Raw genomic sequence first — 26,264 nt, forward strand, 5'->3', positions numbered from 1 at the left:
GCCTAATACCCGAGCTGCAGCGGATTGCGCCGCGCCACGTCGCGCCGCGTCTGCTCGCGCACCGCGCTGCAGTGCGGGTGCCGGGCGTACTGCGCCTTGGCGCATTGCGCCGCTTCGCAACGCGCCGCCGCGATGAAGTTGAGGTGCGCGCAGCCGGGGCGCGGGTCGTTCGCGCTCGGGCGGGCGACGATCTTGCGCGACTCTTCCGTCCGCACTGCCCGCGCGTCATTGTCGCGGCGCGGTGGCGGTGCCACCTGCACCGGTTCGCGCTGCTGCGCCGGGCCGGGGACGACGAAGCTCTCGGTCGGGTCCAGCGCCTCCGCGGGGCGCACGGGGTCGGCAGGCGGGAGCTTCTCGTGGTCGAGGGGCGCCAGGGGAGGCGTGGCTGCACGCACTCGTGCTGCTGGTGGCGATGCGGCGGCGACGACGGCGGGCGGCCCGGGCGCCGGATTCGGCGGCACCTTGCGCGTCACATAGGCATACCAGCTGACGAAGGCGGTGGTGATCAGCAATGACAGCAGCGCGAAGCGGATCCAGAAGGCGCGCGTTTCGATCGGCAGCATGCCGGGTATCGGAGCATCGGGCGGCGGCGGCGCATGCGGCGCGGTCTTCATCGCCTTCATGCTCTGGAGCGCGGACGGACCGGTGGCGGTAAAGGCGGGCAGCTTGGCCGCGCAGCCCCTGCAGAACTTCGCGCTCTCGCGGTTCTCAGTCCCGCACTGGTCGCAGACCACATGCATGTCAGATCTCCCGGGCCAGCCCCCGCGCAATCAGCAGGGCCTTGAGCCGCCGCACTTCGTGCTGGAGGTCGAGGATCAGCGCCGCCGCGTCGAGCCCGACGCCGAAGTCGCGTTCGAGCCGGCGGGCATCGAGCGCGCACTGCAGGTCGGCGCTGTGGAAGCACCAGTCGTCCGGCCGCTCGGCCGGGCTGCGCACCTCGACGATGCCGACCTCGACCAGCTGCACGACCCAGTCGATTTCGGCGCCGCAGGCATGCGCGAGCTCCCCGGCGCGCAGCGGATGGGCGGCGCCCAGCGTGGTGGTGTCGAAGGAGGGATTGGCCATGTCGTTCACACTCCCAGATGGTGGCGCGGATCATAAGGAGCGGCCTGCGCCAGCTGCTCGTAGGCCTTGCGCGCGGCCTCGGTATCGGCCGGGGGCAGCGCGATCTCCAGCAGCAGGTAGAGGTGGCCCGGCGCCTGGCCCGGCAGGCCGCGCTCCTTGAGCCGCAGCTTGAGACCGCTGCGCGCGCCGCGCGGCACCGTCACCTCGACCACGCCGCCGCTGGGCGTGGGCACCTTCACCTGCGCGCCCAGCGCCGCTTCGGTCGGCGTGACCGGCAGCGTCATGTAGAGGTCGCGGCCCTCGATGCGATAGAGCTTATGCGGCGCGATGCGCACCTCCAGATACAGGTCGCCCGCCGGCTCGCCGCCGTGGCCCGGCATGCCTTGGCCGGCGAGGCGGATGTACTGGCCCGGATGCACGCCGGGCGGGATCTTCACGCTGAGCGTTCGGGTCTTCCACTGGGGCCGGCCTTGCTCGTCGAGCTCCTGCGAGCGCAGGGTGATCTCGCGCTCGGCGCCCTTCAAGGCGTCTTCCAGCGCGATCTCGATGGCGGCGTGGTGGTCCTCGCCGCGCGCCCGGTACTGGCGGCGCTCGGCGCTGCGGCGCTCGGCGGCGCCGAAGAGCGAGGAGAAGAATTCGCTGAACTCGGCATGGTCCGCCGGCCCCTGGCCCGGCCGGCGGTGGAACTCGAAGCCCTCGTCCCAGCCCGGCGGCGGCTGGAAGCCCTCGCCGGGGCGCGCGCCCGCGTAGCGGCCCTGCGCGACCTGGTCGGCCAGCGCGTCGTAGGCGGTGCGCTTTTCCTTGTCGCGCAGCACGTCGTTGGCCTCGTTGATCTCGCGCATGCGCTGGTCGGCGTCAGGCTCCTTGCTGACGTCCGGGTGGTACTTGCGCGCGAGCTTGCGGTAGGCCTTGCGGATGTCCTCGTCCGACGCGTTGCGCTCAACGCCGAGTGCCTGGTAGTAGTCCTTGAAGTCCATGTTTCAGTGAGGGGTGGCTTCGTGGAGCCGCCCAGGGCAGGCGTCAGGCCACGGCCGCTCCACCCCCCGAATGGTGCAGGAGCGGCTTCACCGCCCATGTAGGACCGCTTCGCTCGAAGCGCAAGGGCTGTGCGTTGCCGAGCACGCCAAGATCCAGCGGCACGCCCAGCGCCGCCGCCAATACGAAGAGCGAGCCGCCGTGGGCGACGATCAGCACCGGCGCCGGGTGCGCCAGCGCCGCCTCCAGCGCAGCGCGCTTGCGCGCGACGAACTGGGGCAGGGTTTCGCCGCCTTCGGGCTCGCAAGCCCAGTCCAGCTCGGCGGAGGAGGTGCCGATCAGCGCGCCGAAGTTGCGCTCGCGCAGGCCCTCGAAATGCAAAGGCGCCATGCCCAGGCCGGCGGCGACCGCATGGGCCGTGTCGAAGGCGCGCCGGGCGTCGCTGCAGACCACGCTGCGGATCGGCTCGCCCGCCAGCCGCTCGGCGGCCCGCGTCGCCTGCGCCAGGCCGAGCTCGCTCAGCGGCGCGTCGACCGCCTGGAAGATGCGCTGCGCATTGCCCGCGGTCTGGCCATGGCGCAAGAAGTAGAAGTGGTCGCAGGCCGGCGCCAGGGGCACGGCCGCGGCCAGGTCGATCAGTCGGGCAAGGCCGTCTTGCATGCGAGTCCTCAGTAGGCGAGTCGAAGCGGAGCGCCGACCCGCTGCGCCTCGATGTCGGCGCGGTGGAAGGGCAGGGGATGCCACTGCTTGGCGGCGAACAGCGGCAGCTGGTCGTAGGCGTAGGGCGAGGCAGGATCGCTGCTCTGGCCGTAGGTCAGGATGGCCTGCGCGACGGGGCCGCGCTCGTCGAAGCCCACCACCTGCATGTAGCTGCTGCCGAAGTTGATGTTGTAGCCCTTCGGATCGATCAGCGACTGGCCCTGGCTTTCCACCTTGTTGAGCACGCCCTCGAACTCGTCGCCGCCGTGGATCGCGATCTTCTGCCCCCGCACCACGCGGGCCTGGACCTCGCCGAGCGGCACGTCGGCCGCGAAGCCGGCGGTGCGCACGATGCCGACGGCCTCGCCCAGCGCCTTGAAGACCGCGTCGCGCGTTGCGGGCGTGGCCATGTCCAGGCCGGCCGGCGTGGCGACCGGGCGGGCCGGGTCGAAGGGCACGCGCCAGACCGTGGGCACGTTCCTCGCCTTGCGCCAGAACTCGCGGAACAGCGGCGCGCCCTTCGAGGCGCTGTTGCTGGTGCGGTCCCAGGCTGCGAGCACGCGGCAGCCCAGCGCCTGGTCGGACGTGAGCGCGGTGGCGTTGGCGCTGCAGGCGGCGGCCAGGTCGTCCATCACGAGCACGCCGGCCTGGTTGCGGTCGCGGAAGATCACGCTGCGAAGCTCGGCCGCGCCCATCCGGTTGCCCGGCAGGCCATCGCTGCCGGCCAGCCGCGCCTCGATTTCCTGGATGCCGCTGCGCGTGCGCAGCCGCTGCGGCGTGCCGACGAAGCCGACCAGCGGCGAGATGCCGGGGGGCGGCGCGATGCGCGGGTTGGCAAGCCAGAAGCTGTCGTTGCTGTTCTGCACCCAGTCCGGCGTCACGACCACGGGCATGCGCTGTGGCGGCGTCACGCCGGGCATGGCGGCGGCCGCGTCCCGGGTCCAGGCGCAGGCCGAGCGCGAGCCGTCGAGCACCGCCAGGCCGGCGGTGTTGAGCAGCGCGGCAACGCGGGGCGAGGGCGCACAGGACTTCAGCATCTCGGCCGAGACATCGGGGACCACCGAAAGGTCGGCATACAGGGCGTTGCCGTCGCGGTCGGCCGCGATGGTGTTGACCCACGGCATGCCCTGGTTGCCCATCGCGGCGCGCAGCTCGCCGACGTTGCGCGCCACGGCCATCTGCATCCAGCTCTGGGCCGAGCGCGTGTTCTGCGTGTTGGCGTCGCGCACGGCATAGGCGGTGGCGGCGGTCCAGCCGAGCCCGGCGCGCGGCATCCCGACGACCGGGCCCCACTCGGTGCCGTAGAAGGTCTTCTGCACCGGCGCGGCACCGTCCATCGCGGGCAGGACCACCGTCTTCGCCGTCATCTTGCGGCGCTGACCGTCGACGATGTAGACCGTGGGGTCGGCCGGGTCGAGCTTGAGCTCGTACAGCGTGAAGCGCTTGCCGGTGGAGACGGTGTGCGTCCAGGCCACGTCCTTGTTGAAGCCGATCACGACGAAGGAGCCCGGGCCGATGGTGACGCCCATCACGTCGAGCTTGCCGGGGATGGTGAGGTGCATTTCCCAGAAGCGGTTGGTGCCGGTCCACGGGAAATGCGGGTTGCCCAGCACCAGGCCGCGGCCGTCCGGCGTGGCGTTGCGGCCGAAGGCCCAGCCGTTGGAGCCGAGCTCGCCGCCTTCGGGGTTGGCGGTGGGACTGTGGCGCGCGATTTCGGCGACGGCCTGTTCCAGCGGCACGGGCGCCTCGCCGGTTCGCGTGCCGGGGGCAGGGGGCACCGTCGCGAGCATCGCGCCGGCCAGCGCGCCGAAGCCGACCTGGATCATCGACAGCTCGGTGCCGCGGGCGGCATCGGACGGCGTCATCGGCCGCACCCAGGGCTTGTTGCGGCAAGCCTCGGGCAGGCCGGCCGGGCCGGTGTCCTGCAGGTAGCGGTTGTAGCCGGCGATGTAGCCGCGCAGCGAGGCCTTGACCTCCTCGCTGGTCGCGGCGGCTGCACGCGCCAGCGCGGCATCGTCCATGTGGGCGCGCACGAAAAGGTCGATCTGCGCGTTCGGCAGCCGGGCCAGGCCCAGATCGCCCATGGCCTGCGGGCCGAGGAACATCGAGCGCTCGCCGCGCACGGTCAGCAGGTGCTCGGCGCTCTGGCAGATGTTGTCCTGCGCGTAGGCGTAGGCCACGCCGTAGGCGATGCCTTCGTAGTCGGGGGCGGTGATGTGGGCGATGCCGTAGGTGGTGCGCTCGATGGTGACGCTGCGCGAGCCGGGTTCGGGTGCTGTCGTGCAGGCGCCGAGGAGGGTTGCGAGGGCGAGGGCGTGCGGTGCGAGGCGGAAGGGGTTCATGTTCAATGCTTCAAAGGTGGAGTTGCCGATCGAACGTTCACCCCCTGATCAGTCCGTAATCTAGTCCGCTTTCACGTGGAGCGCCTTCGCGAGCGGTACCCAGCGCTTCGTCTCGGTCTGGATCACGGCCTTGAAATCCCCGGGGCTGCCGCCCATCGCGTCGAATCCGATCGCGACCAACCGCTCGCGCACCGCTGCTTCGGCAAGCACCGCGTTGGCCGCGGTGTTGATGCGCATGATCGTCGCAAGAGGTGTCTTCGCCGGCGCCGCGATGCCGAACCAGGCGGTGACCTTGCCGGTGTCGAAGCCCAACTCGTTGAAGGTCGGCGTGTCGGGCAGCGAGGGCAGCCGCTGCGCGGTGGTGATCGCCAGCGCTTGCAACTGTCCGCCCGCCTTGGCGTGCTGCAGCGACGACGGAAGCGCGTCGTACATGATGGTCACGTCGCCGCCCAGCAGCGCGGCGATCGCTGGCGCACTGCCCCTATACGGAATGTGCTGCGGCGTAAAGCCGATGTGTTGTGACAGGTAGAGGCCCGCGAGGTGGTTGATGCCGCCGGTCCCGGCCGAGGCCATCGTCAGCGTCTCGCCCTTGCGCGCGCGGCCCAGCAATTCGGCCACCGAGCCGAAGCCCGTGCCGCGCCGCACCACCAGCATCAGCGGCGTCTCGGCGAGCGCGACGACCGGCACGAAGTGGCGCTGCGGGTCGTACCGCAGCTTCGGGTACACGGCCTGGTTGATGACCAGCGGGCCGTTGGAGCCGATGAGCAAGGTCTTGCCGTCCGGCGCGGCCTTGGCGACGAACTCGGCGGCGAGCGTGCCGCCCGCGCCGGCCTTGTTCTCCACCACCACCGGCGCACCGAGCCGTTGCGCGAGCCCGGCGGCGACCAGACGCGCGATCTGGTCGGCCGAGCCACCGGGCGCGAAGGGCACGATGAGCCGGATGGGCGCCTCGTCGGCGCCCGCGGCACCGGCGAGGCTGGCTACACCGAACACGAGTACGAGCACGATCTTGCGTCGATGTGCCATGCGACATCTCCTTGTGATCGTCTCCGGGACTACGCGCGGCCGACTGAGCGCGTGCGGTACCAGGCGGCAGCCTGCATGCGCGAGGCCAGGTCGAGCCGATCGAGGATTCGCGCGACATGGCGCTTGACGGTGTGCGGGCTCAGGTCCAGTTCCCGCGCGATCAGCTTGTTGCTCTGGCCGTCGGACAGCAGGGCGAGGACCTCGTCTTTGCCCCTGGCTCCGCGCGCGTTGCGGTCCGAGCTACAACAGCCACTCGATCGGCAGCAGCGACAAGAAGTCGACCCACAGGCGCCGCAGCCCGCTGGTGTCGGGCTCGCTGCGGTAGCGCGTCTCGCCCTCGGGGCCGCGCTCGATCCACTCCATGCCGCCGCCTTGCCGGGGCAGGCGCACCTCGTAGGCCAGCGTCGGCACCACCTGGTCGATCTGCACCCCCAGGCGCCGTGCGAGCGTGGGGCTGTCGATCACCACGCCCATCTCGGTGTTGAGGTGTACCGAGCGTGGATCGAGGTTGAGCGAGCCGACGAAGACGCGGCTGCGGTCCACCGCGAAGGTCTTGGCATGCAGGCTCGCGGCCGAGCTGCCGCCGGGGTTGCGGCGCCTTTCCTCCTCCGGCCGTGGCGGCGGCGCTGCGCCTGGCTTGAGTTCGTAGAGGACGACTCCGCCGGCCAGCAGCTCCTTGCGGTAGCGGGCATAGCCGGCATGCACCGCGGCGACGTCGGTCGCGGCCAGCGAGTTGGTCAGCACGCGCACCACCACGCCGCGCCGGGCCAATGCGGCGAGTTCTTGCGCACCCTCCGCGCCGGGCACGAAGTAGGGCGACACCAGGTCGAGCTCGCGCCGGGGTTCGCCCATCGCTTCCCTGAGCAGGGGGAACATGAGCTGCTGCTGCTCGCGCCCGTCGGACGCCTGCACTTTCGACGGCAGGTCGCTCACCACGTGCGCATCGGCCCACTCGAAGGGCAGGCGGCGCGCGGCCACCTCGCGCATCAGCGGCGTCTGGCGCACGGCCTCCAGATAGTGCTGCGTCTGCGGCTGCTGGCGCAGGCCGGCCCATTGCGCGAGCAGCCGCGCAGCCGCGTCGGGCGGCGGCTGGCCGAGCAGGGCGGCGGCGGGGTAGGCGGCCTCGCTGTTCCAGTACAGGTCGAACTGGCGCGAGACCTCGCGCACCACCGGCCCGACCGTGACGACATCGAGGTCCTGGAAGCCGAATTGCTGGTCGGCCCCGTAGTATTCGTCGCCCACATTGCGCCCCCCGACGATGGCGGCCTGGTTGTCCGCCGTGAAGGACTTGTTGTGCATGCGCCGGTTGACGCGCGAGAAGTCGAGCGCGAAGTCGCCGGCCCGGAGGCCGCGGTTGGCGAAGGGGTTGAAGAGCCGGACCTCGAGGTTCGGATGCGCATCGAGCGCGGCCAGGGTGTCGTCCAGTCCGCTGGTGTTGTTGTCGTCGACCAGCAGGCGCACGCGCACGCCGCGCTCGGCCGCCGCCCAGGCGGCCTCGAACAGGAGCTGCCCCGTGGTGTCGCCGCGCCAGATGTAGTACTGCATGTCCAGACTGCGCTCGGCGGCCTGGGTCAGCGTCATCCGCGCCGCGAAGGCCTCGCGCGCGTCGATCAGCGGCAGGATGCCGGTGAACCCTGGATGCGCGGCCAGCTCGGGTGCCAGGGCCCGGCCGAGGAAGGTGTCGTCGGTGCTGGTGAAGGCGGACGAGGGCGGGCGCTGGACCGTCGCCGGCAGCGTCGCGCAGGCCGCGAGGAGGAAGGCCAGCGAAAGTGCAAGGAAGGCGCGCAGGGATCGCATGCCGGGAGGGTAACCGGCATGCGGGGCGGGAAGGCGCCTACAGCTTCGGAATGCGCAAGGTCTTGCTGATCATCAGCGTGCCCGAAAGCGCGAACAGCAGCGTCAGCGGATGCAGCACCCAGGGCCCGAGCATCCACGCGCCGCCCCAGGCCGCATCGCCGATACGACCTTGCCACGCCGCCCAAGCCAGGACGCCGACCAACACCACGCTGGTCGGGATCGGCGTGCCCTCGAAGTACTTGACCTTGTCGCCGCCGCCCGAGAGTGACTCGGCCGTGACGTTGTAGCGCGCCAGCCGGCTGACGCCGCAGCAGACGAAATAGGTAAGGATCGCGCAGTCCCAGCCGCCGTCCAGTCCGCCCGCAAAGCCGAGGGCGGCGGGCGCGACGCCGAAGGAGATCACGTCGGCCAGCGAATCGAGCTCGCGCCCGAGGGCCGACTGCGTCTGCCGCCAGCGCGCGATGCGGCCGTCGAAGACGTCGAAGACGAAGGCAGCGGGCGCCAGCGCCGCCGCCCACATGAAATGCGCGAGCTGCTGGCTCGCGATGTAGGCCATCGCGAGGAAGACGACGCCGACGCCGCAGGCCGCATTGCCGAGCGTGAAGATGTCGGCCAGGTGGAAGCCGCGGATCATCGAGAAATGCTTGCGGGGCCGCGCCGCGACCGGATTGGGGGTGGACATGGCTGTGCTTCAGTGAGACGGGATGCGACGCACCTTAGCGCAACTGCCGCGGGCCGCGTGTAGTCGCCGGTCGATGCCGGCGTGGGGGTTCAGGCCGGCGCCGCTGCGGTTTCGTGCGCCTCGGCGATGCAGGCGAAGCGCCGCAGCAGGCCGGTCGCGGCCTCGGTGCCGGCCACGCGACTGCGCAGTACGTCCGGGTCGGTGCCGAGCGCGCGCAGCTCCCCGGCCAGGTGGTCGACGTAGCCGCGCATCACCTCGGCATCGAACTCGGGATGGAACTGCAGGCCCCAGGCGCGTGGCCCGATGCGGAAGGCCTGATGCGGCTCGAAGGCGTTGCCGGCCAGGCGCACGGCGCCCGCGGGCAGCTGCAGCGCGCTTTGCCAATGCACCACCTGGACGTCGAAGCGCGCGGGCATCTCACGCAGCAGCGCGTCGTCGGCGGCCTCGGGCGTCAGCTCGATCGGCACGGTGCCGATCTCGGGGCCGCCGGGATGGTTGCCGGCCTCGCCGCCCAGCGCGTGCGCGAGCAGCTGGTGGCCGAAGCAGATGCCCAGCAGCGGCGTGCCGTGCGCGACCAGTTGCGCCAGCCAGGCGCCGGTGGCCTCGCTCCAGGGCTCGCGGTGCGACACCATCTCGTGCGAGCCGGTCACGACGGCGCCCGAGATCTGCGCGGGCTGGGGCAGGGTGTCGCCGCGGCGCGGATCGAGCACGACCACGGGCAGCCCGATCGGGCCCAGGCCGGCCAGCACCCAGTGCTCGAAATCGCCGCGCTCCTCGCGCAGCGGACCGAAGGTATCGCCGGCCTTGATGATCGCCAGCGGTCGGGGAGAGGAGTCTTCCATGCGCCCGATCATGCCGCACGCTCGAAGGCCTGAATGGCGGCCGGCACCTGCTGCGCCACCCGCAGCACCACGTCGCGCCGCTGCGGCGCCTCGCGCCAGCGCAGCCGCGCCTCGCTGTCCCAGTCCGGATGGCTGCGCGCGGGCTGGGCGGCGCGCACCAGCTCGGTGAGCGGTCGCCGGGCGGCTTCCAGGGGGTCCGTCGGCGTGTGGGCGGCAATGCGATCGACGGCCGCATGGCCGCGCTGTTCGAGCGCGCGCAGCAGCTTCAGTTGCCAGGCGGCCAGCACGACCAGCACGCGGTCTTCGACGGTGAGCTCGTGTACGTCGCGCAGCTTGTTGACGAACTTTCGGCCCAGCGGACCGAAGCCCTGCGAGAGCGCGCCGCCAATGGCGCCGCCCAGCGCCGCGCCTGCGCCCAGCGACAAGCCGGCGAGCGCCAGGTCGGCCACCACGCCGACGGCGGCGCCCACCGCCACGCCCTTGCCGAGCAGGATGCCGGCATCCTTCAGCACCTCGGGGTGGAAGAAGTCCATGGTCCAGCGGCCTTCGATCAGCGGCAGCGGCGCCTCGTCGGCATCGTTCTCGCGAAAGCCGTAGAGGGCCAGCAGGTCGGAGGCGCAGCGCTGCGCCTTGTCGAAAACGGCCTTCTGCAGGGCGGCGACCAGGCGCGCGCGGCTGCTCTCGATCTCGAACTCGACGGCCGAGGCTGTGCGCCGCATTGCCGCGGCATCGACCAGCAGCTCGGCGATGCGCTCGCCGGCCGCCTCGCGGCGGCGGGCGAATTCCTCGTCGAGGAAAGCGGCGATGCGGTCGAGCTGCGCGCGCCGCTCGCGCAGCAGGGTGGCGAGGTCGCGGTAGAGCTCGCGCTCGGCGCCGACGAAGGGCGCGGCCGCGTCGAAGCGCACCACCACATGCAGCCCGTAGGCGGAGAGCAACTCCTTCCACGCGCCTTCGCGGGTGCCGGCCTCGCGCAGGAAGTTCAGCACCGGCAGCAGCGGCCGGGCGCAGGCGCCGAGCAGCTCGATCTCGGCGCGGAACTTGGGCAGCACCGGCTCGCGCGCATCGATCACCAGGAAGGCGGCATCGACCTCCAGCAGGGCGCGCAGTACCTTGGCCTCCTGTTCGAACACGCCGTGCGCCTCGGGCCCCGCGAGGAAGCGGCGGATGCGCTCGGGCGGCGTGAGATCGCCGCGCTCGTCGAGGGCGTCGATGTGCTCGCGCAGCGCGACCGCATCTTCCAGGCCCGGCGTGTCGAGAAAGCGTACGGCGGCGCGGCCGTCCACCTGCAGTTCGATGGCCTCGACGTGGCGCGTGGTGCCGGGCTGGCGCGACACCTCGCCGAAGTCGACACGCCGCGTCAGCGTGCGCAGCAGCGAGGTTTTTCCGGCGTTGGTGTGGCCGACGACGGCGATGCGGATGGGTTCCGTCACGCTCATGCCCATCCGCGCAGCGCGCCCCGCGCTTCGTCGCTGGCCTCGATGCGCTCGAGGCCGGCATCGGCCAGCCAGGCATGCCAGCGGCTGCGTGCCTCCGGCGTGGCGCCGCTGCCCTGCAGCCACAGGCGGCATTCGCTGCTGAGCGCGGCCACTTCGCGCAGGAAGCGCTCGGTGCCGCGGTCGGGGCTGGCGGCGGCGTTGCAGCCGACCAGCACGCGCCGCGGCCGCAGCCGCGCCAGCAGGTCCAGCGCCTCGCGCCGGGCGCCGGCGCTGCCGTCGATGCGCAGCGCCTGTGCGCCCGCGGCATCGAGCGCGGCGGGCGGCCAGGGAAGCTCCTCGGGCAGCTCGAAGCCGATCGCCATCAGCGTGTCGCGGGTCTGGTCCGCGGCCAGGCCGGCGAGGGCGCCGTGCCGCGCGCTGCCGGGATCGGCGTCGACGATCTGCCGCGGCGCCAGCGCGTCGAAGCGCGCCAGCAGCCGGCGGTGGTAGGGCTGCGACAGGTCGGGCTGCAGCGCCCGGCGCCGCGCGCGCCAGACCCCCGCGCACAGCAGGGCGAGGACGAGGCGCGGCAGCAGCCCGTAGACGAGGATGCAGCCCGTGAGCCACAGGGCCCAGGCGCGCTGGCCGGCCGCGGCGGCCCGGGGCGACAGCACTGTCTGCGCATCCGGCACCGGGAAGCCCAACCACGCCGGTGCGCGCCCCAACCACTGGACGGCCTGCACGAAGAAGCCCGGGTCGAGGATGGTCGTTTCCCAGCTCAGCGTGTAGCTTCGAAAAGCCAGCGAGAACAGCAGCACCGCCAGCACGACCGTGAAGGACAGCGACCAGATCGCATGGCTCACGAAGCCCAGGGCCCAGGGCGCAAGCCGCGCGCGGACCAGCAGCCGCGTGGCCGCCCGCAAAAGCAGCGGCGCCTGGCCCCGGCGCCCACCGGCCACCCGGGCCGTGAGCGCGAGCCAGAGCCAGCCGAGGGAGAGGTTGAGGGAGCCCAGCGGCAGCAGCAGCCCGAGCAGCCACAGCAGCAGGGTCAGCAGATGCAGGCCCAGCAGGCCGGCCAGCGCCACCACCACGTTGATGCTGCGCTCGCTGCCGCCGACCACGCTGCCGGCGAGCGTGAGGCCGCCGAGCACGATCAGGGCGACCAGAGCCAGCAGGATCCAAGGGGCCCAGGTGCGGGCGCGTGCCAGCTCGTCCTGCAGGCCGATGCGCTGCCCGAGCAGGCGGGCCCGCTCGACGATCCGTCCGCCGCCGTCGGCGTAGAGCGCCATCGCCTGGCGCATCGCTTGCGCATCGTCGAGCGGGCCGGCCTCTTCGACCTGTTGCACGGCCTCGGCGATCGCCGCATCCTGAAAAGAAAAGGGGTGCGCTCCGGGATTCAACGGCTTCCTTCGAGAAGAGCGCGGAATTATGCCCGGGGCCTCCATGAAAAACGGGGCCGCGACCGGCCCCGAGATACCTGCCCGCTGGGCAGGAAGTGCGGCGCTGGTGGTGTCAGCGCAGCCCGAAGAAAGACAGGACGGCCACCACGACCACGACCAGACCGACGATGTAGATGATGGAATTCACGGCGCAGGCTCCTCTTGCGTTGAAGATGGCTCCAGAGTGCCAGCAACGGGCTGGCGGGCTGTAGTCGCCCGACCTCGCGCACTGTAGGACTCTCCAGGGATTCCGGGTCCCTCGTCGTCGCCATCCCCGTCGTCCTCCCCCAGGAAGCCGCCGCTCTGGTGCGCCCACAGCCGCGCATAGAGCCCGCCGCGGGCCAGCAGCGTCTGGTGGTCGCCCTGTTCGACCACGCGGCCCTGGTCGAGCACGATCAGCCGGTCCATGGCCGCGATGGTGGAGAGCCGGTGCGCGATCGCGATCACGGTCTTGCCCTACATCAACCGGTACAGGCTGGCCTGGATGGCGGCCTCGACCTCGGAGTCGAGCGCGCTGGTGGCCTCGTCGAGCAGCAGGATCGGCGCGTCCTTCAGCATCACGCGCGCTATGGCGATGCGCTGGCGCTGGCCGCCGGAGAGCTTGACGCCGCGCTCGCCCACGTGCGCCTCGTAGCCGCGGCGGCCGTTCGGGTCGCCGAGCGATTCGATGAAGTCGTGCGCCTCGGCCCGCTCGGCCGCCGCGCGGATCGCCGCCGCGCTCGCGTCGGGCCGGCCGTAGGCGATGTTGTCGGCCACCGAGCGGTGCAGCAGCGAGGTGTCCTGCGTCACCATGCCGATGTGCGCGCGCAGCGAGTCCTGCGTGACATGCGCGATGTCCTGGCCGTCGATCAGGATGCGGCCGCTTTCCAGGTCGTGGAAGCGCAGCAGCAGGTTCACCAGCGTGGACTTGCCGGCGCCGGAGCGGCCGACCAGGCCGATCTTCTCGCCGGGCGCGACCGTGAGCGTGAGGTCGTCGATCACGCGGCGGCCGCCTTCGGCCGGGTCCAGGCCGTAGCGGAAGCTCGCGTGCTCGAAGCGCACCTCGCCGCGCGGCACGGCGAGCGTGGCCGCATCGGGCGCGTCGAGCACGGTGCGCCGGTGCGACAGCGTCTTCATGCCGTCCTGCACGGTGCCGATGTTCTCGAACAGGCTGGTCATCTCCCACATGATCCAGTGCGACATGCCCTGCAGCCGCAGCGCCATCGCGGTCGCCGCCGCCACCGCGCCGACGCCCACCGCGCCCTGCGACCACAGCCACAGGCCCATGCCCGCCATGCCGGCCGTGAGGCCCATGCTGAGCGCGTGGTTGGTGATCTCGAAGGCGCTCACCAGCCGCATCTGGCCGTAGCCGGTGAGCATGAAGTCCTGCATCGCCGCGCGCGCGAAGCCGGCCTCGCGGTGCGCATGCGAGAACAGCTTGACGGTGGCGATGTTGGTGTAGGCGTCGGTGATGCGGCCGGTCATCATGGCGCGCGCATCGGCCTGCGCCTTGCCGATCTTGCCCAGCCGCGGCACGAAGAAGCACAGCGCGGCGATGTAGAGCGCGAGCCAGACCGCGAAGGGCAGCATCAGCTGGCGGTCGAGCACGGCCGCCAGCACGATCATGGTGGCGACGTAGACCGTCATGGCCACCAGCACGTCGGCCAGCACGAAGAGGGTTTCGCGCACGGCCAGCGCGGTCTGCATGACCTTGGCGGTGATGCGGCCGGCGAACTCGTCCTGGTAGAAGGCCATGCTCTGGCCCAGCATCAGGCGGTGGAAGTTCCAGCGCAGGCGCATGGGCAGGTTCACCGCCAGCGTCTGGTGCTTGACGATGGTCTGCAGCGCCACCACGGCGATGCTGACGGCCAGCGCAATGCCCAGCCACATCAGCGTGCCGCCGCGCTCTTCCCACAGCCGCGCCGGCGCCTGGCCGCCGAGCCAGTCGACGATGCGCCCCAGCATCGCGAACAGCAGCGCCTCGAAGGCCGACATGGCGGCCGTGAGCAGCGCCATCGCGAGGATCTTGCCGCGCAGGCCCTCGGTGCAGGCCCAGAGAAAGGCGAAGAAGCCGCGCGGGGGCAGGGCGGGTTCGGTGGTGGGGTAGGGGTGGAGGAGTTTTTCGAAGTAGGTGAACAAGGGGGGGCGGCCTCCGGTGAGGCGTCACTGTAGCGGGGTGCCTATGTTGATGCGCCTTGCAAGGGTTTCGCCAACCGCTCCCCCAGGAAATCGATGAAGCTGCGCATCTTCGGCGCCATGTACTGCCGGCTCATGTAGACCGCGAACAGCGTCACCGGCGGCGCCGCATAGTCCGGCACCAGCCGCACCAGCCGCTCCGCGCCCAGGTCCTCGTCCACCAGCCACTCGGGCAGGAAGGCCATGCCCATGCCCGCCCGCACGGCATGCAGCGTGAGCGTGGTGTCGTCCGACTTCATCACCGGCTGCAGCCGCAGCGGCGCCTGCCGCCCGCCCGGCCCCTTGAGCGTGAGCCCCTCGATATTCACGTAGCTGGGGACGATGGCATGGAGCTTCGCCAGCTCGCCCGGCGTCGCAGGCCGGCCGGCGCGTGCAAGGTAGTCGGGCGCGGCCACCAGGTGGAACTGCAGGCGGGTGAGCGGCCGCGCGATCAGGGCCGGGGAGGGCTCCTGCGTGGCGCGCAGCGCGAGGTCGTAGCCATCGGCCGCCAGGTCCACCTTGCGGTTCTCCAGGTGCATGTCGACCAGCACCTCCGGAAAGCGCTCGCGGTAATCGGCCAGCACCCGCGCGATGCGCGGCGTGGCGCACCACACGGGCGCACTGACCTTGAGCTGGCCGCGCGGCGCCTCGTTCTTCTGACCGATCGCCGCCTCGGCGGCGTCGAGCAGATCGAGCGCGCGCCCGCTCTGCTCGTACCAGGCGCGGCCGGCTTCGGTCAGGCTCAGGTGTCGGCTCGAGCGGTGCAGCAGCCGCGCGCCCAGCGATTGCTCGAGCTGCGCCACATGCTTGCTCGCCATCGGCGCCGAGATCTCCAGGCGGGCCGCGGCGGCGGCGAAGCTGCCCGCCTCCACGACCTCGCGGAAGACGCGCAGGCTGGTCAGTCGGTCCATGGTCGATTTCCTGGGAAGAAGGGAAGCGATGCATCCTAGCCTGTCGATTTCTCGGTGGGAAATCTTTAGACTGGCAGCCAAGGAGCATTCCATGAGCACGACCCGCGACATCCTTCCCACCTATTTCATCTCCCACGGCGGCGGCCCCTGGCCTTGGATGAAGAAGGAGATGGGCAACGCCTACGCGCAGCTCGAGGCCGCGCTGGCCGACATGCCGCGCCAGATCGGCCGCACGCCCGACGCCATCCTGATGGTCTCGGCGCACTGGGAGGCGCCGGCCTTCACCGTGATGGGCAACCCGAAGCCGCCGATGATCTACGACTACGGCGGCTTCCCCGAGCACACCTACCACGTGCACTACGACGCCCCCGGGTCGCCCGCGCTGGCGCGCCGCGTGCAGGGCCTGGTCGAGGCGGCCGGCCTGCCGGCGGCCTTCGATGCCGAGCGCGGCTTCGACCACGGCATGTTCTCGCCGATGGCCGCGATGTACCCGAAGGCCGAGGTGCCGGTGGTGCAGTTGTCGCTGCGGCGCGGGCTCGACCCGGCCGAGCATGTGGCGCTGGGCCGCGCGCTGGCGCCGCTGCGCGACGAGAACGTGCTGATCGTCGGCAGCGGCCTGAGCTACCACAACCTGCGCAACTTGGGCCCGCAGGCGCACGAGCCGTCGAAGGCCTTCGACGACTGGCTGGCGCAGACCGTCGATGCGCCGCCGGCGCAACGCATCGAGCGCCTGCTGGCCTGGTCGCAGGCGCCCGCGGCGCGCATCGCGCATCCGCGCGAGGAGCACCTGATCCCGCTGATGGTCGCCGCCGGTGCGGCCGGGGAGGATGCGGGCATGCGCATCTACCACGAGGAGGCCTTCATGGGCGGGGTCGTGGTGTCCAGCTACCGCTTCGGCGCCGCGGTGGCTGAAGCGGCGGGTGAAGCGGCGGGTGAAGCGGCGGGTGAAGCGGCCTGAGCAGGCACTGCACGCAGACCGTGCGAGGGCTGCAAAATGGTCCGGTGAGCGATCTACTTTCCCATCCCGACCCCGAAGCCGATGCCGCCGCGCATCGCCTGATCACGCGCATTGCCGCGCTCTCCACCTCCCACGATGCCCTGCACGCCGGCCGGCGCGTGCGCTGGCGCCGCTTCGGGAGCGACAACACGCAGCCGCCCCTGGTGCTGCTGCACGGCGGCCACGGCAGCTGGATGCACTGGCTGCGCAACATCGAGGCGCTGGCGGCCACGCGCACCCTGTGGCTGCCCGACATGCCGGGCTTCAACGACTCCGACACGCCACCCCCGCCGTCGGGCGGCCAGACCGCGCTGGACCCGTCGCTCGATGCGCTGGCCGCCACGCTCGACAGCCTGGTCGGCGCCGGCACGCCCATCGACCTGGGCGGCTTCTCCTTCGGCGGGCTGGTGGCTGCGAAGCTCGCGTTGCGGCGCGGCGGCGTGCGCCGGCTGGCACTGCTGGGCAGCGCCGGGCATGGCACCAAGCGCCGCATGGCGGCGGAGATGATCAACTGGCGCGCCGCGAAGGACCGCGAAGAGGAGCGCGCCGCGCTGCTGCACAACCTCGGCGCGCTGATGCTGCACGACCCGGCCGCGATCGACGCGCTGGCCTTCGCCATCCACGATGCCTCCTGCCACGGCACGCGCTTCCGCAGCAAGGACGTCTCGATGGCCGGCGGGCTGCAGGCGGCGCTCGACGCCTTTGCCGGACCGACCTTGCTGCTGTGGGGCGAGCACGACGTGACGGCTGACGCGCGCCCGTTGGTGGCGCAGCTGGCCGCGGGCCATCCGCGGCGCGAGGGGGTCGTGGTCGACGGCGCCGGCCACTGGGCGCAGTACGAGCGCGCGGACGAGGTGAACGCGCGGCTCGCGCGCTTCCTGGCCTGAGCGCTACTGCGACTGCTTCGTCAGGCCCAGCCTGCGGATGATGTCGCCCCACTGGTCGTAGGTCGCGCGCGTGAGCTCGCGCAGCTGCTGCGGGCTCGAGGACTCGGCCTCGTAGGCACCCTGGCGGAAGAACTCGCGCGTGGCCGGCATCGCCAGGACCTGCACCAGCGCAGCGTTGAGGCTGTCGACCACCGCCGATGGCATGCGCGCCGGGCCGTAAAAGCCCAGCCAGCTCGGCATGTCCAGGCCGCGCATGCCCTGCTCGGTCATGGTGGGCACGTCGGGCAGCATCGGGCTGCGCCGCGGGGCGGCCACGGCCAGCATGCGGACCTTGCCGGTCGCCGCGTTCTGGATCGCGTTGGGTGCGGCGTCGAAGTAGTACTGCACCCGGCCTGCCAGGAAGTCCTTCGCCGCATCGGCGCCGCCCTTGTAGGGAACGTGTACCACGTCCAGCCCGGCCTGCCGCGCGAAGGCCTCGCCATAGATGTGCGAGGAGGTGCCGGTGCCGAAGGAGGCGTAGCCCAGCTTGCCGGGGTTGGCCTTGATGTAGGCGACGAGCTCCTGCACGTTGTGCGCCGGCACGCTGGCATGCACCGTCAGCACCAGCGGGCCGCGGGCGCCGAGCGAGATCGGCGTTAGGTCCCTGAAGGGGTCGTAGCGCACCTGCGCCAGCGTCTGCGGGTTCTGCGCCACCACGGAGGAGGGCGCGTACATCAGCGTGTAGCCATCGGGGGCCGCGCGGATCACCTCCTCGGTCGCCAGGATGAAGCTGGCGCCCGGCCGGTTCTCCACGATCACCGGCGTCTGCAGCACCTCGGCGAGCTTGTTGGCGACGAAGCGCGCCTGCGCGTCCGAGGCGCCGCCCGCGGCCAGGCCGAGCACGATGCGGATGGTTCTCGCCTTTTCCGGGAACGCCGATGTCTGGGCCAGCGCGGCGAAGGCACCCCCGCCCGCCAGCCACGCGAGGACACTGCGACGCGAGGTACCCGCGCTCATTGCTTCGCGAGCCCAACCTGCCGGACCATGTCGCCCCAGCGCTCGAAGGTGGCGCGGGTGATGTCGGCGAATTCAGCGGGCGTGGTGGCGCCGGCCTCGTAGCCGCCGTTGCGGTAGAAGTCGCGCACCGCGGGCAGGGCGAGCACCTGGGCCAGCGCCGCGTTGAGCTTCGCGACCACCGGCGCCGGCATCCGCGCCGGTCCGTAGAAGCCGAGCCAGCTCGGCAGGTCGAGCCCGGCCACGCCCTCTTCGGCCAGGGTCGGGACCTCCGGCAGGGCCGCGATGCGCGCCGGCGCCGCGACGGCGAGGATCTTCACCTTGCCGGTGCCGGCGGCGATGACGGCCGAGGAAGCCGAGTCGAACATGTACTGGACGCGGCCGCCGATCAGGTCCTTGGCCGCGTCCGAGCCGCCCTTGTAGGGGATGTGCACCGCATCCAGGCCGGTCTTCTGGACGAAGGCCTCGCCGTAGATGTGCGAGGAGGTGCCGGCCCCGAAGGAGGCATAGCTCACCGTGCCCGGCCGCGCCTTGACGTAGGCCACCAGCTCGCGCACGTTGGCGACCGGCAGGCCGGCATTCATCGACAGCACCAGCGGCCCGCGCCCGCCCATGGTGATCGGCGTGAAGTCCTTGAAGGGGTCGTAGGGCACCTGCGAAAGCGTGTGCGGGTTCTGCGCCATGGTGGAGGAGGGCGCGTAAAGCAGGGTGTGGCCGTCGGGCGCGGCACGGGCGACCTCGCTGGCGGCCAGCATGGTGCTGGCGCCGGGCTTGTTGTCGACGATGACGCTGGTGCCGAGCAGCTCGCCGAGCTTCTGCGCCACGATGCGCGCCTGCGCATCGGTACCGCCGCCGGCGGTGAAGCCCACCACGATGCGTATCGGCTTGCCTTTGACGGGGAAGTCCTGCGCCGCGGCCGGCAGCGCCGGGCCCAGGAGCAGTGCAAGGCCGGCCAGCACGATCCCGGCCCGGCGAGCCCGGAAGAGCGGATTCATCAGGTCTCCTGATTTTGGTTGGGTGATTTTTGTGGACTATCTATTCATTAATGATGTTTAAATACCAGGGAATACCCGTGTTTTCGGCTTGTGTTGTTTGATAAATGATTAGTTTGTCCAAAATACAACCAACACGAAGCCCGAGCCCATGAAAACTGTGGTCCGTACCGACGAGCGCATCCTGAGCTCCGACATCTTCGATCGCGACAACCGCGTCCAGCGGCCCGACCACGGCACCTGGTCGGAGCCCGGCAGGGACATCCCGGTCTATCACCGCTGCGGCGTGCTGGTCGTGGGCGGCGGCCCCTCGGGCACGGCGGCCGCGGCGGCGGCAGCAAGGCAGGGCGCCGACGTCGCCCTGCTCGAGCGCTACAACCACCTGGGCGGGCTGTCCACCGGCGGCCTCGTGATCTGGATCGACCGCATGAGCGACTGGGAAGGCCGTCTCGTGATCCGCGGCTTCGCGGAGGAGCTTTTCGACCGCCTGCCCGCCGATGCCGTGGCCGGCCCGCCGCGCGCCGACTGGGGCTCGCAGGACGCGGCGAAGGCGGCGCACTGGTCGCAGCGCACCGCGGCCTACCACGGCGTCGTTACCTGGTCGCCCACCATCGACCCGGAGCGCCTGAAGCTGCTGTCGCAAGAGATCGTGCTGGAGCGCAAGGTCAAGCTGATCTACCACTCGTGGGCGGCCATCCCGATCGTGCAGGACGGCGCGGTCAAGGGCGTGGTGTTCGAGAGCAAGGAAGGCCGCATGGCCATCATGGCCGACGTGGTGGTCGACGCCACCGGCGACGGCGACCTGTTCGCGCGCGCCGGCGCGGCCTACGTCAACGACATCGAGGAGGCCGACGTGCATCACTGCATGAACACCTCCTGGCTGTTCGGCGGCGTCGACATGGCGCGCTGGATCGAATTCAAGGCCGGCCAGCCCGAGCAGTTCTCCGCCTTCATGGCGCGCGGGCGCGAAGCGCTCGGCCTGTTCGAGCGGCCCTTCGTCTCCTGGCGCAACGACATCGCGCTCTTCATGGGGCCGCGCCAGTCGGGCTATTCGGCGCTGGACGTCGACGACCTGACCGCCGTGGAGGTGCGCTCGCACCGTGCGATGGCGGCGCACCTGGACTACTTCCGCGCCCATGCGCCGGGCTTCGAGAACGCCTACCTGATGCTGAGCGCGCCGCAGATCGGCGTGCGCCATGCGCGGCGCCTGAGCGGCGTGGGCGCGGTGCTGCGCAGCCAGTGGCCCGAGGGCCGCGCGCTGGCCGACGAGGTGGGCGTGTCGCCGGCCGTTTCGCCCAAGTTCCCCAACATCTCGATCCCCTACGGCGCGCTGGTGCCGCAGCAGCTCGACGGCCTGCTGGCCTGCGGGCGGCACATCTCCTGCGACCGCAATTCGCACGGCTTCATGCGCGAGATCCCGCAGTGCTGGATCACCGGCCAGGCCGCGGGCGTGGCGGCCGCGCTGGCCTCGCGCGCCCGCATCGCGCCGCGGGCTGTGGCGGTCGATGCGCTGCAGGCAGCCTTGCTGGACCAGGGCGTCTATCTGCGCGGCGCGGCGGCCGGGCACGCATCGGCGCCGTCGCATCGGCAGGCAGCCGTCGCCGGAGCGAACGCATGAGCCCATCTACATTGGGAACTCTTGCCAAGGGTTCTTCCATGCCAGCCGACCCCAACGACAACGCCCTCAACGCCGAGCCCGCCGAATCGCGCGCCGACCGCTCCGACACCGTCAGCGCCCTCGAGCGCGGCATCTCGGTGCTGCGCTGCTTCAGCGAGGACCGCCCGGTGCTCGGCTACGCCGATGTCGCGCGCATGACCGGCATCCCGCGGCCGACCGTCAACCGCCTGGTCGCGACGCTGCTCGCGATGGGCATGCTCAAGTCCGCGCCGGCGGCCGACCGCTTCATGCTCGGGCCCGGCGTGGTGTCGCTAGCGCGCGTATTCCTCGGCAGCCTGGACGTGCGCGCCGCGGCGCGGCCCAGCATGCAGGCGCTGGCCGAGGAGGTGGGCGCATCGGTCTACCTGGCGGTGCGTGACGGCATGGAGATGGTGCTGATCGAGGCCTGCCGGCCGCGCTCGTCGATGCTGTCGGCACGGCTGGACGTGGGCTCGCGCGCGCCGCTGCCCAACTCCGCGCTGGGCCGGGCCTACCTGTCGGCCCTGCCCGAGGCGCAGCGCACGCAGCTGCTGGATTCGATGCGCCTGCTGCGCGGCCCCGAATGGGATGCCCTCGCACCCAACATGCTGCGCGCCATCGACGAGGCCCGGCGCCTGGGCTATTGCCTGTCGCTGGGCGAGTTCCATCGCGAGATCAACTCGGTCTCGGTGCCGCTGATCGGGCCCGGCGACGAGATCATGGCGCTCAACGGCGGCGGCGCGGCCTTCGTCTTCTCCGAGGAGCGGCTTCGCAACGAGCTGGCGCCGCGCCTGCACGACATCGCGCTCAGCATCGCGCGCGACATCGGCGGCCATGTGCCGGTGCCCAGGCCTTGATCGAGAGGCACAGGCCATGCACCTGAGCGACGAAGAGAAAGCCATGCGCGACGGCCAGGGCGGCCCTGCCCTGCAGAAGGCGATGCACCTGCTGCTGCGCTACGGCGAAGCGCTCGGCGCCGAACGCCTGGTCGAGACGCACAACGTCTGCGCCACAATCACCTCGACCACGCCCTTCCAGCGCGACTTCGCGCTGCAACGAGGCGGAGGCATGGACGCGGTGTTCTCCGAGTTCAGCCTCGACAGCCAGGAGGTGGTGGCGATCCCGAAGTTCAAGACCTTCACCAGTCATCTGCAGCTGGGCTTCGATCCCGGTCAGCCCCAGCGCATGGGCGTGAGCGAGGCGATCGTCGAGTTCTACGCAAAGAGCGAGCGGCACGCAGCCGGGCTCGGCGCGCAGATCATGAACACCTGCACCCCTTATCAGGTCGGCAACATCCCGACGCGCGGCGAGCATTGCGCGTGGATGGAGTCGTCGGCGGTGGTGTATTGCAACTCGGTGCTGGGCGCGCGCACCAACACCGAAGGCCGCGAGAGCACCGGCGCCGCCATGCTGACCGGGCGCATTCCATACTGGGGCTTGCACCTCGACGAGAACCGCCGCGCCACGCACGTGGTGGAGCTCGACATCGAGGTCGAGTCGGTGGAGGACTGGGGCCTCCTGGGCTACTACATCGGCGATCTCGTGCAGGAGCGCGTGCCCGTGGTCCACGCCCGGCACGGCATCGGCCGGGTGCCGAACCTGCCGCGGCTCAAGCACTTCGGCGCCGCGGCCTCGTCCTCGGGCGGCGTCGAGATGTACCACATCGTCGGCGTCACGCCGGAGGCGCTGACGCTGGAGCAGGCGCTCGGCGGCAAGGCGCCGCGCGAGGTGCTGCGCTACGGCGCGGCCGAGCGCCGCGCCACCTACGAGAAGATCAACGCCACGGGGCGTGACGCCGAGGTCCAGTACGTGATGCTGGGCTGTCCGCACTACACCATCGAGCAGATCTGGGAAGCCGCACAGCTGCTGGAAGGCCGCAAGGTGCACGAGAACTGCGAGCTCTGGATCTTCACGCCGCGCGCCATCAAGTCGCTGGCCGACCGCAACGGCTACACGAAGACCATCGAGGACGCGGGCGGCATCCTCATGTCCGACAGCTGCTCGGCCATGAGCCGTGCCGTGCCCAAGGGCACGAAGACCGTGGCGCTCGATTCCGCCAAGCAGGCCCACTACCTACCTGCGATCCTGGGCGTCGAGGCCTGGTTCGGCAGCACGGCGCAGTGCATTGATGCGGCCTGCACCGGCCGCTGGAACGGGAGCCTTGCATGAGCCGCCGGGCCGCTCCCAAGGCGAATACCGCAGCCGAAGGCGAAGGTACTCCAATGAACGCCGTCGTTGCCGAACAGACCTCGGTGTTCACGCTGCACGGCCGCAAGGTGGTGGGCGGCATCGCCGAAGGCGAGGCCCTGGTCACGCGCGAGCGCATCTCGGGCTGGGGCGGCATCGACCCGCGCACCGGCACCATCATCGAAACGCGGCACGAGCTGCGCGGCCGGTCCTTCGCCGGCAAGGTGCTGGTCTTTCCGGGCGCCAAGGGCTCCTCGGGCTGGTCCGCGATGTTCCATGTCGCGCGGCTGATGGGCATGGCGCCCGCGGCCATGCTGTTCAACGAGATGACCACCAAGATCGCGCTCGGCGCCGTGGTCACGCACGCGCCGGCGCTGACCGATTTCGATCGCGACCCGCTCGGCTGCATCGAGACCGGCGACTGGGTGCGCGTGGATGCCGAGCGCGGGATCGTCGAAGTCACGAAGAAGACAACCGGGAGACCACGCATGACACGCCCCCTGCGCAGCAACTTCCCGCGCGGCTCCTACCTCTGGTCGGTGCGCAACGCGCACTGGCGCGCGCTCGGCATTCCCGAGGAGGACTGCGAGAAGCCCAAGATCGCGATCGTCAACAGCTCCTCCGAGCTCGCGGCCTGCTTCAGCCATCTGGACAAGGTGGCGGCCGAGGTCAAGACCGCGATCCGCGCCGCAGGTGGCGTGCCCTTCGAGATCCGCACCGCCGCGCCCAGCGACTTCATCACCGGCGCCGGCGCGCGCGGCGCCTACATGCTGGCCGCACGCGACCTGGTGACCAACGACATCGAAGTCGCGGTCGAGGGCGCGCAGCTCGACGGCATGGTCTGCCTCACGTCCTGCGACAAGACCGTGCCGGGCCAGCTCATGGCCGCCGCGCGCCTGAACATCCCGACGCTGCTGGTGCCTTGCGGCTACCAGCCCAGCGGCGAGTACCGCGGCCGGCACATGGACATCGAGGAGGTGTTCATCGGCGCCATGCACGCGGTCACCGGCAGCCTGCCGGTGGAAGAGCTGGTCGGCATGAGCCGCGAAGCCATCCGCGGCCCGGGCGTGTGCTCGGGCCTGGGCACCGCGAACTCGATGCACATCGTCTGCGAGGCGCTCGGCCTGGCGCTGCCAGGCAGCGCGCCGGTGGCGGCATTGAGCCCGAAGATGATGGCCGACGTGCGCGCCGCGGGCACGCGCATCGTGCAGATGGTGTGGGCGGACTTGAAGCCGCGCGACATCCTCGGGCCCGGCGCCTTCGCCAACGCCGTGCGCGCGGTGCTGGCCATCGGCGGCTCGCTCAACACGGCCAAGCATCTGCAGGCCGTGGCGACCGAGGGGCAGTGCGGCGTGGATGTCTATGGCCTGTTCGAGAAGCTGGGACCGCTCACGCCGGTGCTGGCCGGCGTGCGGCCCATCGGCGAGCACAGCATCGAGCAGTTCGAGGCCGCCGGCGGCTGCCGCGCCTTGATGAAGCAGCTGGCGCCGCTGCTCGACACCGCAGCGCTCACCGTGACCGGCGACACGGTCGCGCACAACCTGCGGCATGCCGAGGTGGCGGACGCGGAAGTGATCCGCCCGATCGCACGCCCGGTCGCGCCACTGCCGGCCATCGTGCTGCTGCGCGGCAATCTCGCGCCCGAGTCGGGCCTGATCAAGACCGGCATCGTGGAGCGCAAGCAGCGCCGCTTCACCGGGCCGGCCGTGTGTTTCTGGAGCGCGGACGCGGCCATCGCGGCGCTGAAGCAGGGCGGCATCCATCCCGGCCAGGTGGTGGTGATGCGCGGCGCCGGCGCCTGCGGTGGGCCGGCGATGGGCGGCGGCGCCTCGCGCGTGGTGTTCGCGATCGACGGCGCGGGCCTGGGCGACCAGGTCGCGCTGCTGACCGACGGCCATCTCTCCGGCCTGGTCTGCAAGGGGCTGGTGGTGGCGGAGGTGTCGCCGGAAGCGGCGTTGGGCGGCCCGCTGGGGCTGCTGCAGGATGGCGACACGATCACCATCGACCTCGACGCGCGCCGCCTCGATGTCGACCTCAGCGACGTGCAGTTGCAGGCGCGCCGCGCGGGGTGGCGCGCCCCTGCGCTCATGCACGACACCGGCTGGCTGCAGCAATACCGGCGCAACGTGGGCGCGCTGTCGCAAGGCGCTGTGCTGGTGCGCAGCGAGCCGCCAAGCTAAGCCTCATCCAAGGGCGCCGCGCTTTCGATGCAAGCCAACCAGAACAAGGAGACAGCCATGCAACGCCGAATCTTCCTGACATGGGCCGCCTCGGCGCTGTCCGCCACCGCCTGGGCGGCGGACAGCTACCCCCAGAAGCCGCTGCGCCTGGTCGTGGGCTTCGCGCCCGGCGGCGGCGCCGACGCGCTCACGCGCATCATTGCGCAGGGGCTCGCGAAGCAGCTGGGACAGCAGGTCATCGTGGACAACCGGCCCGGCGCCGACGGCATCCTGTCGGCGCAGGCGGTGGCGAGCGCGCCGCCCGACGGGTACACGCTGCTGATGGGCACCAACACCGCCATGGTGGCGGCGCCCACGCTGCGGCCCAACCCGCCCTACGACCCCTTTAAGGCCTTCACGCCGATCAGCTCGGCCGGCCAGTTCTCGATGTTCCTCGTGGTGCCCTCCGGCTTTCCGGCGAAGAGCGTCGACGAGCTGCTTGCGGCGGTCGCGGCCAAGCCCGGGGGCTATAACTCGGCCTCGAGCAACAGCGCCTCCGAGCTCGCGATGCTCCAGCTGCTCGGCCAGCAGCGCAAGGTGGTCAACGCCCGCTACAAGGGCGACATGCAGGCCATGACCGACCTGTTGGGCGGGCAGATCCACATGATGTTCACCACCGGCACGTTGGCGCCGGCCTTCGTCAAGGAGGGGCGCATCCGGGCCCTGCTCACACTGCAGCCGCAGCGCAGCCCCTTGTTGCCGGAGGTGCCGACGGCGGCCGAGCTGGGTCTGGGCAAGCTCACCATCACGCCCTGGGCCGGCTTCTTCGGACCGCCAGGCCTGCCCGCGGCGATCACCGAGCGGCTCTCGACCGAGCTTCAGAAGACGCTGGCGCGCCCCGAGGTGCGCGAGCAGCTCGTACAGCAGGGCTTCGAGGGCTACGGCATGAGTCCGGAGCAATTCGCCGCCTTCTTCCGCACGCAGTACGAGGCCTTCGGCGCGACCGTGAAACAGCACAACCTGAAGTTCGACGCGTAGCGCCGATGCCTGCGGCCGATGCGTCCTG

The 26,264-nt window shown here is 71.2% G+C and carries 22 protein-coding genes and 2 pseudogenes; 8 read left to right on the forward strand and 16 right to left on the reverse strand.

Going from position 1 to position 26,264, the window contains the following annotated elements:
- Positions 1 to 2: 2 nt before the first annotated feature.
- From AC3A6X_RS35515 to AC3A6X_RS35580, 14 genes and pseudogenes are all read right to left on the reverse strand, one after another.
- Positions 3 to 740 (reverse strand): zinc ribbon domain-containing protein, encoded by a 738-nt coding sequence (locus AC3A6X_RS35515; protein WP_487846561.1) that lies wholly within the window; start codon positions 738 to 740, stop codon positions 3 to 5.
- A 1-nt stretch (position 741) separates the two neighbouring features.
- Positions 742 to 1,065 (reverse strand): chaperone modulator CbpM, encoded by a 324-nt coding sequence (locus tag AC3A6X_RS35520; protein WP_487846562.1) that lies wholly within the window; start codon positions 1,063 to 1,065, stop codon positions 742 to 744.
- Between the two features lie 5 nt (positions 1,066 to 1,070).
- Complete coding sequence (locus AC3A6X_RS35525; RefSeq protein WP_487846563.1) at positions 1,071 to 2,042, reverse strand: DnaJ C-terminal domain-containing protein; 972 nt, start codon at positions 2,040 to 2,042, stop codon at positions 1,071 to 1,073.
- A 43-nt stretch (positions 2,043 to 2,085) separates the two neighbouring features.
- The gene (locus AC3A6X_RS35530) at positions 2,086 to 2,700 is read right to left on the reverse strand and encodes a histidine phosphatase family protein (protein ID WP_487846564.1); all 615 of its coding nucleotides are present in this window, start codon (positions 2,698 to 2,700) and stop codon (positions 2,086 to 2,088) included.
- Positions 2,701 to 2,708: 8 nt separating this feature from the next.
- The gene (locus AC3A6X_RS35535; protein ID WP_487846565.1) at positions 2,709 to 5,081 is read right to left on the reverse strand and encodes an acylase; all 2,373 of its coding nucleotides are present in this window, start codon (positions 5,079 to 5,081) and stop codon (positions 2,709 to 2,711) included.
- Between the two features lie 60 nt (positions 5,082 to 5,141).
- The gene (locus tag AC3A6X_RS35540; protein WP_487846566.1) at positions 5,142 to 6,107 is read right to left on the reverse strand and encodes a Bug family tripartite tricarboxylate transporter substrate binding protein; all 966 of its coding nucleotides are present in this window, start codon (positions 6,105 to 6,107) and stop codon (positions 5,142 to 5,144) included.
- Between the two features lie 29 nt (positions 6,108 to 6,136).
- Positions 6,137 to 6,298, reverse strand: coding sequence for a response regulator transcription factor (locus tag AC3A6X_RS35545; protein WP_487846585.1), 162 nt, complete (start codon positions 6,296 to 6,298; stop codon positions 6,137 to 6,139).
- A 49-nt stretch (positions 6,299 to 6,347) separates the two neighbouring features.
- Positions 6,348 to 7,904 carry a phospholipase D family protein gene (locus AC3A6X_RS35550; protein ID WP_487846567.1) on the reverse strand — a complete coding sequence of 519 codons (1,557 nt, stop codon included), beginning with the start codon at positions 7,902 to 7,904 and terminating at the stop codon, positions 6,348 to 6,350.
- Positions 7,905 to 7,941: 37 nt separating this feature from the next.
- Positions 7,942 to 8,586 carry a CDP-alcohol phosphatidyltransferase family protein gene (locus AC3A6X_RS35555; RefSeq protein ID WP_487846568.1) on the reverse strand — a complete coding sequence of 215 codons (645 nt, stop codon included), beginning with the start codon at positions 8,584 to 8,586 and terminating at the stop codon, positions 7,942 to 7,944.
- Between the two features lie 89 nt (positions 8,587 to 8,675).
- Entirely contained in the window at positions 8,676 to 9,428 is a 753-nt protein-coding gene (locus AC3A6X_RS35560) for a glutamine amidotransferase (protein ID WP_487846569.1), read from the reverse strand.
- An 8-nt stretch (positions 9,429 to 9,436) separates the two neighbouring features.
- On the reverse strand, positions 9,437 to 10,864 hold the full coding sequence (locus AC3A6X_RS35565) for a GTPase/DUF3482 domain-containing protein (RefSeq protein ID WP_487846570.1): 1,428 nt from the start codon (positions 10,862 to 10,864) through the stop codon (positions 9,437 to 9,439).
- Entirely contained in the window at positions 10,861 to 12,189 is a 1,329-nt protein-coding gene (locus AC3A6X_RS35570; RefSeq protein WP_487846571.1) for a DUF2868 domain-containing protein, read from the reverse strand. Before AC3A6X_RS35570 ends, AC3A6X_RS35565 begins: the two co-directional genes overlap by 4 nt.
- 363 nt (positions 12,190 to 12,552) lie before the next feature.
- Positions 12,553 to 14,400, reverse strand: a pseudogene (locus AC3A6X_RS35575) (ABC transporter ATP-binding protein); the annotation flags it as partial.
- A 41-nt stretch (positions 14,401 to 14,441) separates the two neighbouring features.
- The gene (locus AC3A6X_RS35580; RefSeq protein ID WP_487846572.1) at positions 14,442 to 15,347 is read right to left on the reverse strand and encodes a LysR family transcriptional regulator; all 906 of its coding nucleotides are present in this window, start codon (positions 15,345 to 15,347) and stop codon (positions 14,442 to 14,444) included.
- Positions 15,348 to 15,438: 91 nt separating this feature from the next.
- Between AC3A6X_RS35580 and AC3A6X_RS35585 the strand changes: the two genes are divergently transcribed.
- Positions 15,439 to 16,305 (forward strand): DODA-type extradiol aromatic ring-opening family dioxygenase, encoded by an 867-nt coding sequence (locus AC3A6X_RS35585; protein WP_487846573.1) that lies wholly within the window; start codon positions 15,439 to 15,441, stop codon positions 16,303 to 16,305.
- Positions 16,306 to 16,349: 44 nt separating this feature from the next.
- Positions 16,350 to 17,231: an alpha/beta fold hydrolase gene (locus AC3A6X_RS35590; protein WP_487846574.1), complete on the forward strand. Its 882-nt coding sequence runs from the start codon at positions 16,350 to 16,352 to the stop codon at positions 17,229 to 17,231.
- Between the two features lie 3 nt (positions 17,232 to 17,234).
- Here AC3A6X_RS35590 and AC3A6X_RS35595 read toward each other — a convergent pair whose 3' ends face one another.
- Both AC3A6X_RS35595 and AC3A6X_RS35600 read right to left on the reverse strand, forming a co-directional pair.
- The gene (locus AC3A6X_RS35595) at positions 17,235 to 18,227 is read right to left on the reverse strand and encodes a Bug family tripartite tricarboxylate transporter substrate binding protein (protein WP_487846575.1); all 993 of its coding nucleotides are present in this window, start codon (positions 18,225 to 18,227) and stop codon (positions 17,235 to 17,237) included.
- Positions 18,224 to 19,219 (reverse strand): Bug family tripartite tricarboxylate transporter substrate binding protein, encoded by a 996-nt coding sequence (locus AC3A6X_RS35600; RefSeq protein ID WP_487846576.1) that lies wholly within the window; start codon positions 19,217 to 19,219, stop codon positions 18,224 to 18,226. The genes AC3A6X_RS35595 and AC3A6X_RS35600 overlap by 4 nt, the downstream gene beginning before the upstream one ends.
- Before the next feature lie 148 nt (positions 19,220 to 19,367).
- On the opposite strand from AC3A6X_RS35600, the gene AC3A6X_RS35605 reads away from it, so the two are divergent.
- The 6 genes and pseudogenes from AC3A6X_RS35605 (at position 19,368) to AC3A6X_RS35630 (ending at position 26,236) form a co-directional block, all read left to right on the forward strand.
- On the forward strand, positions 19,368 to 20,834 hold the full coding sequence (locus AC3A6X_RS35605; RefSeq protein WP_487846577.1) for an FAD-dependent oxidoreductase: 1,467 nt from the start codon (positions 19,368 to 19,370) through the stop codon (positions 20,832 to 20,834).
- 38 nt (positions 20,835 to 20,872) lie between these two features.
- Positions 20,873 to 21,709 (forward strand): IclR family transcriptional regulator, encoded by an 837-nt coding sequence (locus AC3A6X_RS35610; RefSeq protein WP_487846578.1) that lies wholly within the window; start codon positions 20,873 to 20,875, stop codon positions 21,707 to 21,709.
- Positions 21,710 to 21,725: 16 nt separating this feature from the next.
- Positions 21,726 to 23,021 carry an aconitase X gene (locus tag AC3A6X_RS35615; protein ID WP_487846579.1) on the forward strand — a complete coding sequence of 432 codons (1,296 nt, stop codon included), beginning with the start codon at positions 21,726 to 21,728 and terminating at the stop codon, positions 23,019 to 23,021.
- Between the two features lie 53 nt (positions 23,022 to 23,074).
- A pseudogene (locus AC3A6X_RS35620) lies at positions 23,075 to 23,488 on the forward strand (aconitase X swivel domain-containing protein); the annotation flags it as partial.
- A gap of 39 nt (positions 23,489 to 23,527) precedes the next feature.
- Positions 23,528 to 25,219, forward strand: a complete 1,692-nt coding sequence (ilvD, locus tag AC3A6X_RS35625; RefSeq protein WP_487846586.1) for a dihydroxy-acid dehydratase — start codon at positions 23,528 to 23,530, stop codon at positions 25,217 to 25,219.
- 57 nt (positions 25,220 to 25,276) lie between these two features.
- A complete protein-coding gene (locus tag AC3A6X_RS35630; protein ID WP_487846580.1) occupies positions 25,277 to 26,236 on the forward strand; it encodes a Bug family tripartite tricarboxylate transporter substrate binding protein in 960 nt (319 codons plus the stop codon).
- Positions 26,237 to 26,264: the final 28 nt, after the last annotated feature.

It is taken from the genome of Variovorax sp. Soil_C_12, from assembly GCF_057657375.1.